Source organism: Parabacteroides sp. FAFU027 (genome assembly GCF_022808675.1).
Lineage (GTDB): Bacteria > Bacteroidota > Bacteroidia > Bacteroidales > UBA7332 > CAXXIC01.
The window spans coordinates 41,495-57,211 of the sequence record NZ_JAKZKV010000003.1 but is presented as its reverse complement, the minus strand read 5'-3'; the positions used below and the strand labels follow the sequence as shown (position 1 = coordinate 57,211).

The following is a 15,717-nucleotide window of genomic DNA, read 5'->3' as shown; positions in this document are numbered from 1 at the left end:
TGTTTATACGGTTTTATCACGCATTGTTTTTAAACGTTTTAAATAACGGGGTTGTTTTGTGGCAGAATATGTTTTACAAAACAAATTTTCGTTTCCGGATATGCTGTGAGAGGCCAGTGCCCGTATTACAGTGAAATGGTTACCTTTGTACTTCAAAATAATAACCGATATGGCTCAAATACTGTTTTTCCTGATAATCATTTTTGTTATTGCTGATTTTGCACTGGAACAAACGCTTTCCATTCTGAACCGAAAAATGCTCTCTCCTATCATTCCCGAAAAGCTAAAAGGAATATACGAGGAGGAGAAGTATGCCAAACAGCAAAACTATACGTTGACCAATAGCCGCTTTTCGGATTATACCCGACTGTTTACACTCGCGATTGAACTGGCTATGCTGTTGCTGGGTGGTTTTGCCTGGGTGGATGAATGGGTGAGAAGCTTTCCCCAAAATGAAATAGTGGTGTCGTTATCCTTTTTCGCCGTATTATATATAGGTAATGAAATACTGACTTTGCCATTTGCTATTTATAATACATTTTGGATTGAGGAGAAATTCGGGTTCAATAAAACCACTCCGAAGACTTTTGTGCTGGATTTGATTAAATCGCTGGTTTTGAGTGTTGTATTGATGGGTGGGGTATTGTGGTTAGTATTGTGGCTGTATCAAAAACTGGGAGATAGTTTCTGGTTGGCTACCTGGGGCGCATTGTCCCTGTTTTCGTTGGTCATGCTGCTGTTTTATTCCGAATGGATAGTTCCTTTGTTCAATAAGCAAAAACCATTGGAAGAGGGAGAGCTTCGCACGGCCATTGAGTCATTTTGCGGGAAAGCCGGATTTAGCCTGAAAAATATTTTCGTGATAGACGGCTCTAAACGCAGCACCAAGGCAAATGCCTATTTTACCGGTTTTGGCAAGAAGAAACGGGTGGTGTTGTTTGATACGTTGATAGAGCAACTCAATACCGAAGAGGTTGTGGCTGTTTTAGCGCACGAAGTCGGACACTACAAGCGCAAACATGTGGTTTCGTCGTTGATTATCTCTTTTGTGCAGTCGTTTGTCTTGCTTTATCTGTTGTCCATTTTCCTGAAATATCCTGTTTCTGCTGAAATATTAGGTGTGGCACAACCTTCGTTTCATATCGGTGTAGTGGTGTTTGGCTTACTTTACCAACCGGTTTCAACTGTATTGGGATTGGTGATGAATCTGTTTTCCCGTCGTAATGAATATCAGGCAGATGCTTTTGCAGGCAATTACGGATTGGGTGACGCTCTGGTAAGCGGATTGAAGAAAATTTCGGTGCATGCCCTGAGTAATCTTAATCCTCATCCGGCGTATGTTTTTGTGCACTATTCGCACCCAACACTTTTGCAAAGGATGGAGAAAATAAGAGACCTCACCCCGGCCCTCCCCAAAGGGAAGGGAGACGAGATGCTTATACTTTCGAAATGATTCAATCTAAATACATTCTAATAGCCCTTCTTGGGAGGTTTTTATGAAAACAGAAATAATAACCATAGGAGACGAACTGTTGATAGGACAGGTCGTCGATACGAACTCTGCATGGATGGCTAAGGAGCTGAATAAAATTGGCTTTGACGTGTTTCGTATTACTACGATTGGCGATGAGCGGGAAGAATTGCTCGAAGCCTTTGAAGCAGCATTAAGCCGTGTAGATGCTGTCCTCGTTACCGGAGGCATTGGCCCGACCAATGATGACATCACAAAAAAGACATTATGTGAATTTTTCAAGACCGAACTGGTTTTCAATGAATCGGTTTTGAGAAATATCGAGGAGATGTTTGCTCACCGGAATATGTCAATCAACGAACTAACCCGTGGACAGGCGAATGTGCCAAAGGATTGCATCGTGATTCCCAATACGGCAGGAACGGCTCCTATTACCTGGTTTGAACGGGGTGGAAAAGTGCTGGTTTCGATGCCTGGCGTTCCGTTTGAGATGAAAACGGTAATGACCAACGAGGTTCTTCCCCGCTTGCAAGCTAAATACGCGAAAGATATTCATATTCTCCACCGGACCTATTCGGTAAAGAATTATTCCGAGTCAGGGCTGGCTATGCACATTGCAGAGTGGGAGAGTGCTTTGCCTGATTTTTTCAGGTTGGCTTATTTGCCGGCTCCCGGAATTGTCCGTCTTCGTCTGACCGGACGGTCTGAAGATTGGGATACCCTTGTAGCTGCCGCAGATGAAGCTGAGGTTTGGTTGAAGGAATTGTTGGGAGAGAGTATCTTCGAATCTTCCGATGCTCCCATCGGTGAATTTATCGGTGCATTGTTGAAAAAACAGGGGCTGACTTTTGCATCCGCTGAAAGTTGCACCGGAGGTTACATTGCGCATCTGATTACGGCTGTTGCCGGTAGTTCAGCCTATTATAAAGGTGGAGTTGTGGCTTATGCCAATGAGGTAAAGCAAAACGTGTTAGGTGTCTCTGAATCGGATTTAATTGAACATGGCGCAGTAAGCGAGCAGGTGGTCCGTCAAATGGTGGAAGGTGTTGCCCGGATAACGGGAGCCGATGTGGCGGTAGCGACTACCGGAGTGGCAGGTCCGGATGGCGGTACACCGGAGAAACCTGTCGGTACGGTTTGGATTGCTGCAAAAGTCGGAGATAAAATTCGTGCGGAGCGTTTTCGTTTCGGAGCGCAACGAGAGGCAAATATTCAACGTTCTGCCAATGCTGCGCTGTTTATGGCTGCAGAAATGATTCAGAAGCGAAAATAAAGATTTGAACAGTATTTGCACTTTTGTTGGGTAATCTGTTGATTTTTAGTGGTGAGATTTTCTTTTTGCTCTTTTGGGGTTCTTCTAAATAAGAGAAAAAAGTACGTGGATATTTGTGTAGTTCGGAAGAAATGATTTACTTTGCGGACTGTTTGAGAAAATAGGAGAAAATAATAATAAAACACAAGATAGCAATGTCGAAGATTTGTCAAATTACCGGAAAAAAAGCGATGGTTGGCAACAACGTATCACACTCTAAAAGAAGAACAAAAAGAGTGTTCAATGTCAACTTGTTCAAGAAAAAGTTCTATTGGGTAGAGCAGGAAGAATGGATTACCTTGACCCTTTCAGCTGCAGGATTGAGAACCATCAATAAAGTTGGTTTGGATGCTGCAATTAAAAAAGCAATCAGCGGTGGTCATTTAAACGAAATTCGTATTTTAGGATAAGGGAGAGCATAAAAAATGGCAAAAAAAGCAAAAGGCAACAGAATCCAGGTTATCCTGGAGTGCACCGAACACAAAACTAGTGGCATGCCGGGTACATCTCGTTACGTAACCACTAAAAACAGAAAAAACACTACTGAGCGTTTGGAGTTGAAAAAATACAACCCAATCCTGAAAAAAGTGACAGTTCATAAAGAAATTAAATAAGCTAGACCATGGCAAAGAAGACCGTAGCATCATTACAAACAGGTGAAGGCCGTACTTATTCTAAAGTAATCAAAATGGTGAAATCACCAAAAACAGGCGCCTACACTTTCCAGGAAGAAATGGTTCCTAACGAAAAAGTAAAAGAATTTTTCGCGAAATAATTCTGAACACCATATACATGAAAAGCTTCTCATTACGGGAAGCTTTTTTTGTATTGCTATTTTGATTACTTTTGTTGCTGATAAACAGTATTTTGAATTAACATCATGGGAATATTTAACTTTTTCTCCAAAGAGAAGAAAGAAACCCTCGATAAGGGATTGGAAAAAACTAAAACCAGTGTTTTTTCTAAACTTTCAAGGGTTCTTGTCGGGAAATCAACCGTTGACGAAGATGTGCTTGATGAACTCGAAGAGATTCTGATTACCTCCGATGTAGGCGTTGAGACAACGCTGAAAATCATCAACCGGATTGAGAAACGTGTCGCTACGGATAAATATGTTGGACAGTCAGAGCTGAATGCGATTCTCCGAGATGAAATCGGGGCGTTGCTGACCGAGACCAATGCCGAAGATGTTGAGGAATTTACTGTACCAGCCGGAAGAAAGCCTTACGTAATCATGGTAGTGGGCGTTAACGGTGTGGGGAAAACTACGACTATCGGTAAACTCGCATACCAATTCAAGAAAAACGGATATTCGGTTGTGCTTGGTGCGGCTGATACTTTCCGTGCGGCAGCTGTGGAGCAGTTGGTGATTTGGGGAGAGCGAGTCGGTGTACCGGTGGTTAAGCAGAAGATGGGCTCTGACCCGGCTTCTGTGGCTTATGATACCCTGAGTTCTGCCAAAGCCGGTAATGCTGATGTCGTGATTATTGACACTGCGGGTCGTTTGCATAACAAAGTTGGCCTGATGAATGAACTATCCAAGATTAAAAACGTTATGAACAAAGTCGTTGAGGGAGCTCCCGATGAGATTTTGTTGGTATTGGACGGTTCCACCGGACAGAATGCTTTCGAGCAGGCTAAACAATTTACAGCAGCTACCGAGGTAAATGCCCTGGCAATTACGAAATTGGACGGCACTGCAAAAGGTGGTGTTGTTATTGGAATTTCAGACCAGTTCAAGACTCCGGTGAAATACATTGGACTTGGAGAGGGAATGGAAGATTTGCAGGTTTTTCGCAGAAAAGAATTTGTGGATTCCCTTTTTGGAGAATAACGACCTCCTTATCACTCGAATGGAGAGGGTGAAAAGTAATATTTCGATTGTGAAATTTGGACTGAAACTATATAGCAGATAAGATTTGACAGGGCTTTCTCGCAACTCTTCCTTTGAGGAGTAAGGGGAGCTCTTTTTTTATTTATGAAAAAGAACAAAGTTGATATTATTACCTTAGGCTGTTCCAAGAATCTGGTGGACAGCGAACAACTGATGCGCCAGTTTACGGCTAATGGCTATCAGGTAGAGCACGATTCGGAGAATCCGAACGGAGAGATTGTTGTTATTAATACCTGCGGATTTATCGGGGATGCTAAAGAGGAGTCTATTGATATGATTCTCCAGTTTGTGCAGGCTAAGAAAAAGCGTAAAATTGGTAAGTTGTATGTAATGGGTTGCCTTTCTGAGCGATATGTTTCAGAATTACGTGAAGAGATTCCGGAAGTGGATAAATTTTACGGAAAATTCAACTGGAAGGAGTTGCTTGGTGATTTGGGTAAGTCTTATGACCAGAATCTGGCATTGGAGCGTACTCTCACCACGCCGCAACACTATGCTTACCTGAAAATTGGTGAAGGATGTAACCGTACCTGTGCATATTGTGCTATACCTATTATTACCGGAAAATACCAATCGCGTCCGATGGATGAGATTGTAGAGGAGGTAAAAGGCCTGGTCGCAAAAGGCGTGAAGGAGTTTCAGGTAATAGCGCAGGATTTGACTTTTTACGGACTTGATTTATATAAGGAAAATAAGCTTGCCGAACTGATTGAACGCATATCAGATGTTCCGGGAGTAGAGTGGATTCGCCTGCATTACGCTTATCCGGCGCATTTCCCGATGGATTTGCTGCGTGTGATGCGTGAGCGTGATAATGTCTGCAAATATTTGGATATTGCGTTGCAACACATCAGTGACTCTGTTCTGAGCCGTATGCGTCGTAATGTGACCAAGGGGCAAACTTACGAGTTGCTTCGTGCGATGCGTCGTGAAATTCCCGGTATTCATTTGAGAACCACTTTGTTGGTGGGATTTCCGGGAGAGACGGAGCAAGACTTTGCAGAGCTGTTGGAGTTTGTACGGGAGATGCGTTTTGAGCGTTTGGGTGCATTCCCTTATTCGGAAGAAGAGGGTACTACCGCGGCGAAAGAATTTACTGACGATATTCCATTCGAAGTCAAACAGGCGCGTATGGATGAACTGATGACCGTACAAGAGCGTATTGCCGGGGAAATCAGCCAGGCTAAAATCGGACAGACATTGCGTGTGATTATCGACCGTGAAGAAGAGGATTTCTACGTGGGTCGCACTGAATTCGACTCACCAGAAGTTGACCCTGAGGTTTTAGTATCCAAAGATAAACCGTTGCAAATCGGGGAGCTGTATCCGGTATTGATTGAAAATGCCGATGTGTTTGATTTGTACGGTATTGTAAAATGATAAGTTTAAAATACACGATATGAAAACTTTAATCAAAAATGCAACCATCATCAATGAAGGAATCCGTTTTGTCGGTTCCGTATTGGTGGAAAACGATATAATTTCAGCTATTTATAAAGGAGAAATTCCGGCTGATGCAGAAGTAGCTAATGCAACTATCATTGATGCTACAGGTAAATGGTTAATTCCGGGAGTAATTGACGACCAGGTGCATTTCCGTGAGCCGGGGCTGACACAGAAAGGTGATTTGACCACAGAGTCACGTGCTGCTGTAGCCGGAGGTGTTACCTCTTTTATGGATATGCCTAATACTAAGCCGCAAACGACTACTATCGAAGCGTTGAATGTAAAGTTTGACCGCGCGGCAGAGGTTTCGGTAGCGAACTACTCCTTTTATATAGGAGCGACCAATGATAACCTTGACGAGGTGAAAAAGGCTGACCCGAAAAGAACCTGTGGGGTAAAGGTATTCATGGGTTCTTCTACCGGAAATATGCTGGTGGATAATAGAGATGCGCTGACCCGAATTTTCTCTGAGGTGGAAATGCTGATTGCCACCCATTGTGAGAAAGAGGAGGTCATCCAGGCGAATATTGCTAAATACAAAGCGCTTTACGGTGAAGATTTACCGGTAAAATACCACCCTCTGATTCGAGATGAAGAGGCTTGTTACCGTTCGTCATCCGAAGCTGTGGAATTGGCTGCAAAATGCGGAACCCGTCTCCACGTTCTTCATTTATCTACCGGCAAGGAGATGGCTTTGTTTGAAAACAAACCGCTTGCAGAAAAGAAGATTACCGGCGAGGTGTGTGTGCATCACCTATGGTTTAACGATTGCGATTACGAAAAATACGGTAACCGCATTAAGTGGAACCCGTCTATCAAGAGCAATTTCGATAAAGAGGCTCTGATTCAGGCTCTGAGAAATGGTCGCCTGGACGTAGTGGCTACCGACCACGCACCGCATTTACCCGCTGAAAAAGAGGGCTCATGCTTCAAGGCTGCATCAGGTGGTCCATTAGTGCAACACTCGTTAGTCGCTATGCTGGAATTGGCAGCACAAGGCGAGTTTACAACAGAATTAGTGATTGAGAAGATGTGTCATGCACCGGCTATATTATATAAGGTGGAAAAACGTGGATTTATCCGTGAAGGCTACTTTGCCGATTTGGTACTGGTCAATCCGGATAGCGAATGGACCGTTTCTCCGTCCAATATATTATACAAATGTGGCTGGTCTCCTTTTGAAGGAACAGCCTTCAAAGCTAAGGTTGAAAAGACATTTGTCAATGGCATTATCGCTTATGAAAACGGTCAAATCAACGAAAACTGCCGTGGCCGGGAATTGAGATTTGCATAAAGGTTTTGAGTCGATAAATTGAAGATGCCGTTTCACTCTATTGAATGAGGAAACGGCATTTTTTATGTGAATAGAGCTGAAAAACGAGGTTGTTATTTAGGGCGAATCTTGATAGTGGTCTGTTTTTGAGCGAAAAAGCCATTTTATGAAGGAAATCAGGCAGGTTGCTTAAAAAATATTCTCTCACTTAAGGCGCTGTAAATAAGGTTTTAAAAGTTGTGTTCTGCACACTTTTGGTTTGGTGTGTGCAAAAAAACTGGCCGTTTAACACTTCGGAGAGCAAAAACCCTTAATTTTGCATCGCTTTTTTTGAACAATTCAACAAGCTGTATTAGGTGTGTCGTTTGATATACATAATACTAAACTCAGACAAGGTATGATTAAAAAGATTTTGGTAGCTAACAGAGGCGAGATTGCCATTCGTGTAATGCGCTCCTGTAAAGAGATGGGAATTAAAACAGTTGCTGTTTATTCCGAAGCCGACCGTACATCGCGTCACGTATTTTATGCTGATGAGGCATGCTGTATCGGTCCAGCTCCTTCCAAAGAAAGTTATCTGGTGATTGACCGAATCATCGAAGCGGCAAAACGTTTCGGTGCAGATGCCATTCACCCCGGATATGGATTCCTTTCAGAAAGTGCAGAATTTGTTCGCCGTTGCGAAGCTGAAAATATCATTTTCATTGGTCCAAGCGCCGAGGCGATGATTAAGATGGGGGATAAGATTTCTGCCCGTCAGACTATGATTGAAGCAGGAGTGCCTGTTGTTCCCGGAACCCAGGAGAACATGGAAAACCTCGAACAGGTGAAATCCGTTATCGCTTCCATCGGTCTTCCCGTAATGTTGAAAGCATCTGCCGGAGGTGGCGGTAAAGGGATGCGTCTGATTCGCCAGGAGAGCGAAATCGAAAACGCATTCAACACTGCAAAATCCGAAGCGATGTCTTCATTCGGCGACGAAACCGTTTATATCGAAAAATACATTGAATCGCCACACCACATCGAATTCCAGATTCTGGGCGATAAACACGGCAACATTATCCACCTGTGTGAGCGTGAATGCTCGGTACAGCGCCGTCACCAGAAAATCGTAGAGGAGAGTCCGTCTCCATTGATGACCGACGCACTTCGCAAAGAGATGGGTGAAAAAGCCGTTGCCGCTGCTGCAGCAGTGAACTATGTTGGTGCAGGAACCATCGAATTCCTGGTGGATGACAACCATAATTATTACTTCCTTGAAATGAATACCCGTTTGCAGGTAGAGCACCCGATTACCGAAGAGGTGTTGGGCATTGACCTGGTGAAAGAACAGATTCACGTGGCAAACGGAGCTCCCCTCAGACTAAAACAATCGGATGTGGTACAACGCGGTCACGCTATCGAGTGCCGTATCTGTGCCGAAGATTCGGAAAATAACTTCATGCCATGTCCGGGTGTCATCAAACAGTTGACTGACCCGCTGGGTATCGGTACCCGTGTGGACAGCTACGTGTATGAAGGCTATGAAATCCCGATGCACTACGACCCGATGATTGGTAAGCTGATTGTTTGGGCGGTGACCCGTGAGTACGCCATCGAGCGTATGCGCCGTACTTTGTTTGAATACAAGATTACCGGTATCAAGACCAACATCAGCTACCTGCGTAAAATCATGGATACGCCTGATTTTGTACAGGGCAATTACAATACGCACTTCATCGAGAAAAACAGCGAAACCCTGCTGAAGACCCAATATGAGGTTTCAAAGGATGAAGATGAAGATGTGGCAATTATTGCCGCTTATATGGATTACCTTGTTAATCTGGAAGAGAATGCACCCAAAACTGCCGACAACTTGCCAATTAGTCGCTGGAGGGAGTTTGGTAAACGTAACGGAATGGTTCGCATTTAAGCCGACCTTTCCCTCAATTATTTTTCAACGATAAAAGCATTTAAGATTATGGAAATACATATCGGAGACAGAATTGCCAACGTCGAACTCGTTAGCAAAGACGACAATAAAGTGGTCATCAAAATCGACGAGAAGACTTACGAACTCGATGTCGTGATGGCTGAAAACGGAATCTGCTCTATTTTGCATGATGGCAAATCGTTTACAGCCGAATTGAAACGTGCCGAGAATGGCAAGAAATATACCGTAAATACGGCTTTCAACACCTTTCCTGTAGAGATTGTGGATACTCAGGCCAAATACCTCCGCAACCGCCGCAAAGACGAAACGGACGAGTCTCAGGACCGCATCTACTCGCCTATGCCCGGTAAAGTGGTGAAAATCCTGGTGGATAAAGGCACCGAGGTAGAAGCCGGCCAGCCTGTTATCGTGATTGAAGCGATGAAGATGCAGAGCGAGTACAAGGTGAAGAAAACCTGTACCATCAAGGATATTCTCGTGAAAGAGGGCGACGCAATCAACAGCGACCAGACCCTGATTACGCTGAACTAATTTACCCCGGCAATTATTATTTGACAACAACTAAAGCAAAAAACAATGAGTAAGATTGCTCAAATTCATAATAAATTCATTGAGAAAAACCGCGTAGCCGAATTGGGCGGCGGATCAGATAAAATCGTTAAACAACACCAGTCGGGTAAACTGACGGCTCGCGAACGCATCGACGTGTTGCTTGATAAAGGCACTTTCGTGGAGCTGGATAAGTTTGTGGTGCACAAGTGTACCAACTTTGGCATGGACAAAACCAAAATCCCCGGAGACGGTATCGTATCGGGTTATGGAAAAGTGGATGGACGTCTGGTGTACGTTTACGCGTATGACTTTACCGTGTTTGGCGGTTCGTTGAGCCGTACCAATGCTGATAAAATCGTGAAGCTTCAGAAGATGGCGCTTAAGATGGGTGCTCCCGTTATCGCGTTGAACGACTCGGGTGGTGCGCGTATCCAGGAAGGTGTTTCCAGCCTTGCCGGATATGGCGATATCTTCTTCCAGAATACTATTGCATCGGGGGTAATTCCTCAGCTTTCCGTGATTCTTGGCCCATGTGCCGGTGGTGCGTGTTATTCACCTGCATTGACCGACTTTATCTTTATGGTGAAGGAGAAAAGCCACATGTTTGTGACTGGTCCCGATGTCGTGAAGACTGTGACCCACGAAGATGTAAGCAAAGAAGAGCTTGGTGGCGCTGTTACCCACAGCACGAAGAGCGGTGTGGCTCACTTTATGGGCAATACTGAAGAAGAAACGCTGATGATGGTGCGTGAATTGTTGAGCTTCCTGCCTTCCAATAATATGGAAGATGCGCCGGTAGAGCCAACGATGGACGACGTTACCCGCGAAGATGTCAGCCTGAACGACATCGTTCCTGCTGACCCGAACAAACCTTACGACATCAAAGAACTGATTGAAGCAGTTGTTGACGATAAATATTTCTTCGAAGTGATGCCGGGTTTCGCACAGAATATCGTGGTAGGTTTTGCCCGCATGGGTGGAAAGACTGTCGGTATCGTGGCTAACCAGCCTGCATTCTATGCCGGAGTTCTTGATATCGACGCATCAGACAAAGGAGCTCGTTTCATCCGTTTCTGCGACTGTTTCAATATTCCGATTATTACTTTCGAAGATGTGCCGGGCTTCCTGCCGGGAACGCTTCAGGAGCAAAACGGTATTATTCGCCACGGTGCTAAAATCGTTTACGCTTACGTGGAGGCTACTGTGCCGAAGATTACCATCATCACCCGCAAGGCTTACGGCGGCGCTTACATCGTGATGTCGAGCAAGCATACCGGTAGTGATGTGAACTTTGCTTATCCGAATGCGGAGATTGCTGTAATGGGTGCTGCCGGTGCGGTTAATATTCTGTACCGTAACTCCAGCGAAGAAGAGAAAGCGGCTGCCCTGAAAGAGTACGAAGAGATGTTCTCCAACCCGTACCGCGCAGCTGAACTGGGCTACATAGACGAAATCATCCTGCCTCAGCAGACCCGTGCCAAAATCATCCAGGCGCTGGATATGACTCATACTAAAATCCGGACTAATCCGGCTAAGAAACACGGAAACATTCCGTTGTAATTCATCAGTTTACTTTTTCCAAAAGAGAAAGCCTTTCGGGTCCGGCGACGGACTTTGAAAGGCTTTTTTCTTGTTGGGTTGTTTCGAGTATATTGTTGTAAGAATCCGTTAGGATATCAGGGCTTTAACTTGCGTTAGAAGAATTTCTACTTCACGGAAATATTGTTGAGCCTGTTCTAAATCGTCATGAATAATGTTGTATCTCCCCTCTACAGCGAAGTCACTCAGTTCGATAAGCAGTTCAGTATCGGCTTGCAATTCAATTTTTAATGGATGAAGGAGATTTACCAATAGCTCTAGGTCATGTACTTTGGGAAAATTGACCTGATGGTAGGAGAGAATTGATTTAAAACATTTTTCGGCGCATTGCTGCAAGTGGAAATAGATAACTTCCAAATCAAGTTCGCTATCCCCCCGATTGAAGCTTTGAAATAAAACCTGTGCAGCATGATAATCTGTTCGGGCCTTATTGAATAGTAGCTGGTATTGACTCAGGAATTCTGCCATAACACTCGTCCTTTCATATCAATATCCATAAAAACCGAACCATATTGTTTGCGATAAAACTCATATTCTTCTTCCGATGGGATAAGAATATCCTTGGCGACCTCAATATCTTTCAGCTTTTCCCTGATTTCCCGTTTTTCTTTTGTTTTGGAAAGAATTTGTTTCTTGACTACACAAATATCCAGGTCACTATCTGATGTTGGTGTACCATAGGCATAGCTGCCGAAAAGAATAATTTTGGAAGGATTGAGTGGCAACAGTCTCTTTACGATTGTTCCCAATAAGGCTTCGATATTTTCGCGATTGATTTCCATTTCCCTCTTATTATGAATACAAAGATAACAAATATCTTATGCAATCAGTTGAACTGTTTGTCAGGCTTACTTTTCCAAAAGAGAAAGCCTTTCGGGTCAGGCAACGGATTTTGAAAGGCTTTTTTGTATAGGTTGTTTCGTAGTTTTATTCACAGGGGACTTCAAGTTACCAGGTGGATAGTGTGTAGTAAAAGACTCTAACAAACCGGGACAGACCTTGTCCCAACCCGGACGAAAGCTGTCCCAACTGGGACGGACTCTGTCCTACTTCGGACGACTCTTGTCCTAACTAGGACGAACTCCGTCCTACTTGGGACAAGTCTTGTCCTACTTGGGACGAACCTCGTCCTAAGTAGGACAGTGTCTGTCCGACTTGGGACAAACTCTATCCGGGATAAATTGAGCAATATCCCGATAAATTCTTTGGCAAATCGGGGTCTTAGATAGATTGTCCAATTAAAATATCCCATACCCTACATCTTTTTTATGGCAATATGTGTGCAACAATGTCTGCATTTAGTCGCCCCTATATTTCCACCTCATATCCGCAACAAAACCACTCCAATTTTATACCCATCTTTTCCATAAGAATCAGCCGGGCAGTCTGTCCGGTACAGTGCCCCGTAATCAATCGGATTCCCGGAAAATCAGTTGTCAGGGCATTTGCCATAGCCTTAATCTCGTCTTCACTTTCAAAGCTCTGTCCCTCCCGAGGGTCAATCAGGTGAGTGCCGCCGATGGCTGCAATGATAGGCGCTTCGGGAGCGAAACGGTGGGCTACGTGCAGGATGTTGAGCAATCCGTTATGGGCGCATCCGGTAAAGACGACGTTGCCTCTGCCGGTACGAACGACCAGTGCTATTTCATGCTCGAAGGTGTCGGGATGGTCTCCGTGATAGAGCATGCGATTCCCTTGGGGTTTGGGGTAATCGTTTCCGAAGTCGGAAATCACCGCTACCTCGGGAGTTATCCAACGATTGCCGGAGAGCCGGAAGAAGCGCTCCGGATACTGCTCAAACAATTCGTGGCGGATACCGATGTTTCGTTTGCCGTCATTGCGTTTGGAATAGTAGCTATTGTCGGTGATTTTATCGGATAGGAATACCGGAGCGTGGTCATTTTCCTTTAGAAAAACCTCCAGACCGCCGGTATGGTCGTAATGCGCATGAGTAAGCACGAGGTAGTCGATGTCGTTAAGGTCGATACCCATCTGTCTGGCATTTCCGGCAAAGAGTCCGGTAGCGCCGGTGTCGAGCAGCCATTGCTGACCGCCTATGCTGAATGTCAGGCTCAGCCCGTGTTCACATTGCAGCCGGCTTTCGCTATCCGGCGTGTTGTCCATTAAAATCCTGCACTTCATGGTGATAAGCAAATTGAAAGGCAAATGTAGAAAGTTTAATCCATTGAGAATAGCTATATTTGTGAGAGCTTCCATTTTGCTTCAAATAAAATCGCTATGAAGACCGCTATCATTTACATCTCCCACCACGGCACCACTGAGAAGGTTGCAAATTTTCTTGCCGAAAAATCCAAACAGGACGTTGAGGTTATCTCTCTGAAAAAGGTGAAGAATCCCGATTTGAGTACGTATGACCGCATCATTCTTGGCGGTTCCATTCATGCGGGAGGAATTCAAAAACGGATGAAGAAGTTTGTGGAAGCTAATCTGCAGACACTATTACAAAAAGAGTTTGGCCTCTTTATCTGTTGCATGGACCCACACAAGGAGAAGCAGGAGCTGGAGTTTGAGCAGGCTTTCCCCAATGAACTGAAAGAAGCCGCTAAAGCCAAAGGCATAATGGGCGGCGAGTTTTGTTTCGAGCGGATGAATTTCCTGGAAAAGATAATAGTGAAGAAAGTGGCAGGAGTTTCGGAGTCCGTTTCCCGCATCGACTGGGATGCCGTGACCCGCTTTCTGAACGAAATGGAACGGTAGCTAATTTCCCCTTAATAAACTCCCGCGAGCTGAACATCCGAAAGAATATTCGTGTTTAATGGAGAATCCGGCGCAGCAGATGCGGTCGGTTTTTTTATCTACCCTTATGATTTTTAATAAAATGAGATTGACAAACTATTCGACAATAACACCTGATACCCCTGTAGCAGAATTGGTCCTCTCCAATCCCTACGGGACTTTGATGCTCGAGCATTTCGAGGTCGATTTGATGCTTCAGGAAAAAACGGTGGCGCAGGTGTGTGCCGAAGCAGGGATTTCGCTAGAGCTTTTTTTGACCGTTGCCCAACTCTTTAATGGTGAACATAATTTCCCCAACCTGAAGTTCCAGCTGACCGACGTGCAACAGATAATCAGCTATCTGAAGCATTGCCACTATTACTATACGGAGGAAAAATATCCGCAGATAAAGGCCTACATCCAGCTCCTGAAGAAGTTTAACCCGGCGCCAGAAATCATTATGCTGGAACGTTTCTTCCAGGAATATTTCAATGAGGTAAAGGAGCATCTGGAGTACGAGAATAACTCCGTCTTCCCTTATGTGACCGCTCTTCTGGATAAATTGGCGGGACGAAATCCCCAAATCAGCTTTTCGGAATATGAAGTGTCGGACTACAAAGACCACCACGATAACATCGAGGAGAAGCTTTCCGACTTGAAGAACCTACTGATTAAATACCTTCCGGCACAAAATGACCGTCAGGTGCGGCGCAAACTGCTGTTCAGCCTTTCAGAGCTGGAGTTTGACCTGCATATTCACTCCGAAATTGAGGATTTGATACTGGTACCACTTGTTGAACAGATTGAAAACGAGCTGAAACGTAAGCATGAGAAATAGTCAGATACATATTATACTGGCCGAACCATCGCCCATCGTTCAGACCGGCATCGTGGAGCTGCTTGCCAAAAGCGGCCTGCACATCAAGTGGTATGAAGCGGACAGTTTTGCCGAGGTACAGCGATTGATAAAGATGGAAGCCATCAATCTGGTGATAATTAATCCTCAGTTGGTGGTCAATCTGGAGAAGAGCCTGCAAAACCTTCGCAGTGAAGATGAAAATATACATTGGATTGCACTGGTCTATGCGATGTATGATACACCTTTGATGGCTATGTTTGATGGTTCGGTACATCTGGGGGATTCGCCTGAGGCGATAGCATCGCTGATTCGTCACAGCATCAATGAAGATAAACCGGAGGATTCAGCCAACCGACAGCCATTGTCAGAACGAGAGATTGATGTACTGAAACTTCTGGTAACCGGATTTTCCAATAAAGAGATAGCTGATAAACTCGCCATAAGTACTTATACCGTTATTTCTCACCGAAAGAATATTACCCAGAAAACCGGAATCAAATCCGTCTCCGGGCTCACCATTTATGCCGTAGTCAAGGGAATTATTACCCTGAATAGTGTCGCTGAGTAGCACCTTATCCCCACATTTGGGGAGCGGAAGGATATGATTTCATCATTTTATGGGATTGTCAATCGTAGAAAAAT

17 protein-coding genes are annotated in these 15,717 nt (G+C 44.6%); 14 read left to right on the top strand and 3 right to left on the bottom strand.

Features of this window, described 5'->3' with window-relative positions; all coding sequences use genetic code 11:
* Positions 1 to 169: 169 nt before the first annotated feature.
* The 11 genes from MLE17_RS05540 to MLE17_RS05490 all read left to right on the top strand — a co-directional run bounded on the left by MLE17_RS05540 (position 170) and on the right by MLE17_RS05490 (position 11,441).
* Positions 170 to 1,453 (top strand): M48 family metallopeptidase, encoded by a 1,284-nt coding sequence (locus tag MLE17_RS05540; RefSeq protein WP_243347765.1) that lies wholly within the window; start codon positions 170 to 172, stop codon positions 1,451 to 1,453.
* Positions 1,454 to 1,496: 43 nt separating this feature from the next.
* Entirely contained in the window at positions 1,497 to 2,744 is a 1,248-nt protein-coding gene (locus MLE17_RS05535) for a CinA family nicotinamide mononucleotide deamidase-related protein (protein WP_243347764.1), read from the top strand.
* 194 nt (positions 2,745 to 2,938) lie between these two features.
* Positions 2,939 to 3,193, top strand: a complete 255-nt coding sequence (rpmB, locus tag MLE17_RS05530; protein WP_243347763.1) for a 50S ribosomal protein L28 — start codon at positions 2,939 to 2,941, stop codon at positions 3,191 to 3,193.
* A gap of 15 nt (positions 3,194 to 3,208) precedes the next feature.
* On the top strand, positions 3,209 to 3,397 hold the full coding sequence (rpmG, locus tag MLE17_RS05525) for a 50S ribosomal protein L33 (protein WP_243347762.1): 189 nt from the start codon (positions 3,209 to 3,211) through the stop codon (positions 3,395 to 3,397).
* 8 nt (positions 3,398 to 3,405) lie between these two features.
* A complete protein-coding gene (locus MLE17_RS05520) occupies positions 3,406 to 3,558 on the top strand; it encodes a DUF4295 domain-containing protein (RefSeq protein WP_243347761.1) in 153 nt (50 codons plus the stop codon).
* A 105-nt stretch (positions 3,559 to 3,663) separates the two neighbouring features.
* Positions 3,664 to 4,617, top strand: a complete 954-nt coding sequence (ftsY, locus tag MLE17_RS05515) for a signal recognition particle-docking protein FtsY (protein ID WP_243347760.1) — start codon at positions 3,664 to 3,666, stop codon at positions 4,615 to 4,617.
* Positions 4,618 to 4,761: 144 nt separating this feature from the next.
* Positions 4,762 to 6,057, top strand: a complete 1,296-nt coding sequence (gene rimO / locus MLE17_RS05510; RefSeq protein ID WP_243347759.1) for a 30S ribosomal protein S12 methylthiotransferase RimO — start codon at positions 4,762 to 4,764, stop codon at positions 6,055 to 6,057.
* Positions 6,058 to 6,076: 19 nt separating this feature from the next.
* Positions 6,077 to 7,417, top strand: a complete 1,341-nt coding sequence (locus tag MLE17_RS05505) for a dihydroorotase (protein WP_243347758.1) — start codon at positions 6,077 to 6,079, stop codon at positions 7,415 to 7,417.
* Between the two features lie 376 nt (positions 7,418 to 7,793).
* Entirely contained in the window at positions 7,794 to 9,308 is a 1,515-nt protein-coding gene (gene accC, locus MLE17_RS05500) for an acetyl-CoA carboxylase biotin carboxylase subunit (RefSeq protein ID WP_243347757.1), read from the top strand.
* A gap of 48 nt (positions 9,309 to 9,356) precedes the next feature.
* Positions 9,357 to 9,860 (top strand): acetyl-CoA carboxylase biotin carboxyl carrier protein subunit, encoded by a 504-nt coding sequence (locus tag MLE17_RS05495; protein ID WP_243347756.1) that lies wholly within the window; start codon positions 9,357 to 9,359, stop codon positions 9,858 to 9,860.
* A 45-nt stretch (positions 9,861 to 9,905) separates the two neighbouring features.
* Positions 9,906 to 11,441 carry an acyl-CoA carboxylase subunit beta gene (locus MLE17_RS05490; RefSeq protein ID WP_243347755.1) on the top strand — a complete coding sequence of 512 codons (1,536 nt, stop codon included), beginning with the start codon at positions 9,906 to 9,908 and terminating at the stop codon, positions 11,439 to 11,441.
* 108 nt (positions 11,442 to 11,549) lie between these two features.
* On the opposite strand, the gene MLE17_RS05485 is transcribed toward MLE17_RS05490, so the two are convergent.
* The 3 genes from MLE17_RS05485 to MLE17_RS05475 form a co-directional block, all read right to left on the bottom strand.
* The gene (locus tag MLE17_RS05485) at positions 11,550 to 11,948 is read right to left on the bottom strand and encodes a HEPN domain-containing protein (RefSeq protein ID WP_243347754.1); all 399 of its coding nucleotides are present in this window, start codon (positions 11,946 to 11,948) and stop codon (positions 11,550 to 11,552) included.
* Positions 11,933 to 12,262 (bottom strand): nucleotidyltransferase domain-containing protein, encoded by a 330-nt coding sequence (locus MLE17_RS05480; RefSeq protein ID WP_243347753.1) that lies wholly within the window; start codon positions 12,260 to 12,262, stop codon positions 11,933 to 11,935. Before MLE17_RS05480 ends, MLE17_RS05485 begins: the two co-directional genes overlap by 16 nt.
* Positions 12,263 to 12,788: 526 nt before the next feature.
* Entirely contained in the window at positions 12,789 to 13,622 is an 834-nt protein-coding gene (locus MLE17_RS05475) for an MBL fold metallo-hydrolase (RefSeq protein ID WP_243347752.1), read from the bottom strand.
* A gap of 96 nt (positions 13,623 to 13,718) precedes the next feature.
* Here MLE17_RS05475 and MLE17_RS05470 point away from each other — a divergent pair, with 96 nt between their 5' ends.
* From MLE17_RS05470 to MLE17_RS05460, 3 genes are all read left to right on the top strand, one after another.
* Positions 13,719 to 14,198: a flavodoxin domain-containing protein gene (locus tag MLE17_RS05470; protein WP_243347751.1), complete on the top strand. Its 480-nt coding sequence runs from the start codon at positions 13,719 to 13,721 to the stop codon at positions 14,196 to 14,198.
* Positions 14,199 to 14,319: 121 nt separating this feature from the next.
* On the top strand, positions 14,320 to 15,054 hold the full coding sequence (locus tag MLE17_RS05465) for a hypothetical protein (protein WP_243347750.1): 735 nt from the start codon (positions 14,320 to 14,322) through the stop codon (positions 15,052 to 15,054).
* Positions 15,044 to 15,643 (top strand): response regulator transcription factor, encoded by a 600-nt coding sequence (locus tag MLE17_RS05460; RefSeq protein ID WP_243347749.1) that lies wholly within the window; start codon positions 15,044 to 15,046, stop codon positions 15,641 to 15,643. Before MLE17_RS05465 ends, MLE17_RS05460 begins: the two co-directional genes overlap by 11 nt.
* The last annotated feature ends 74 nt before the right edge of the window (positions 15,644 to 15,717 follow it).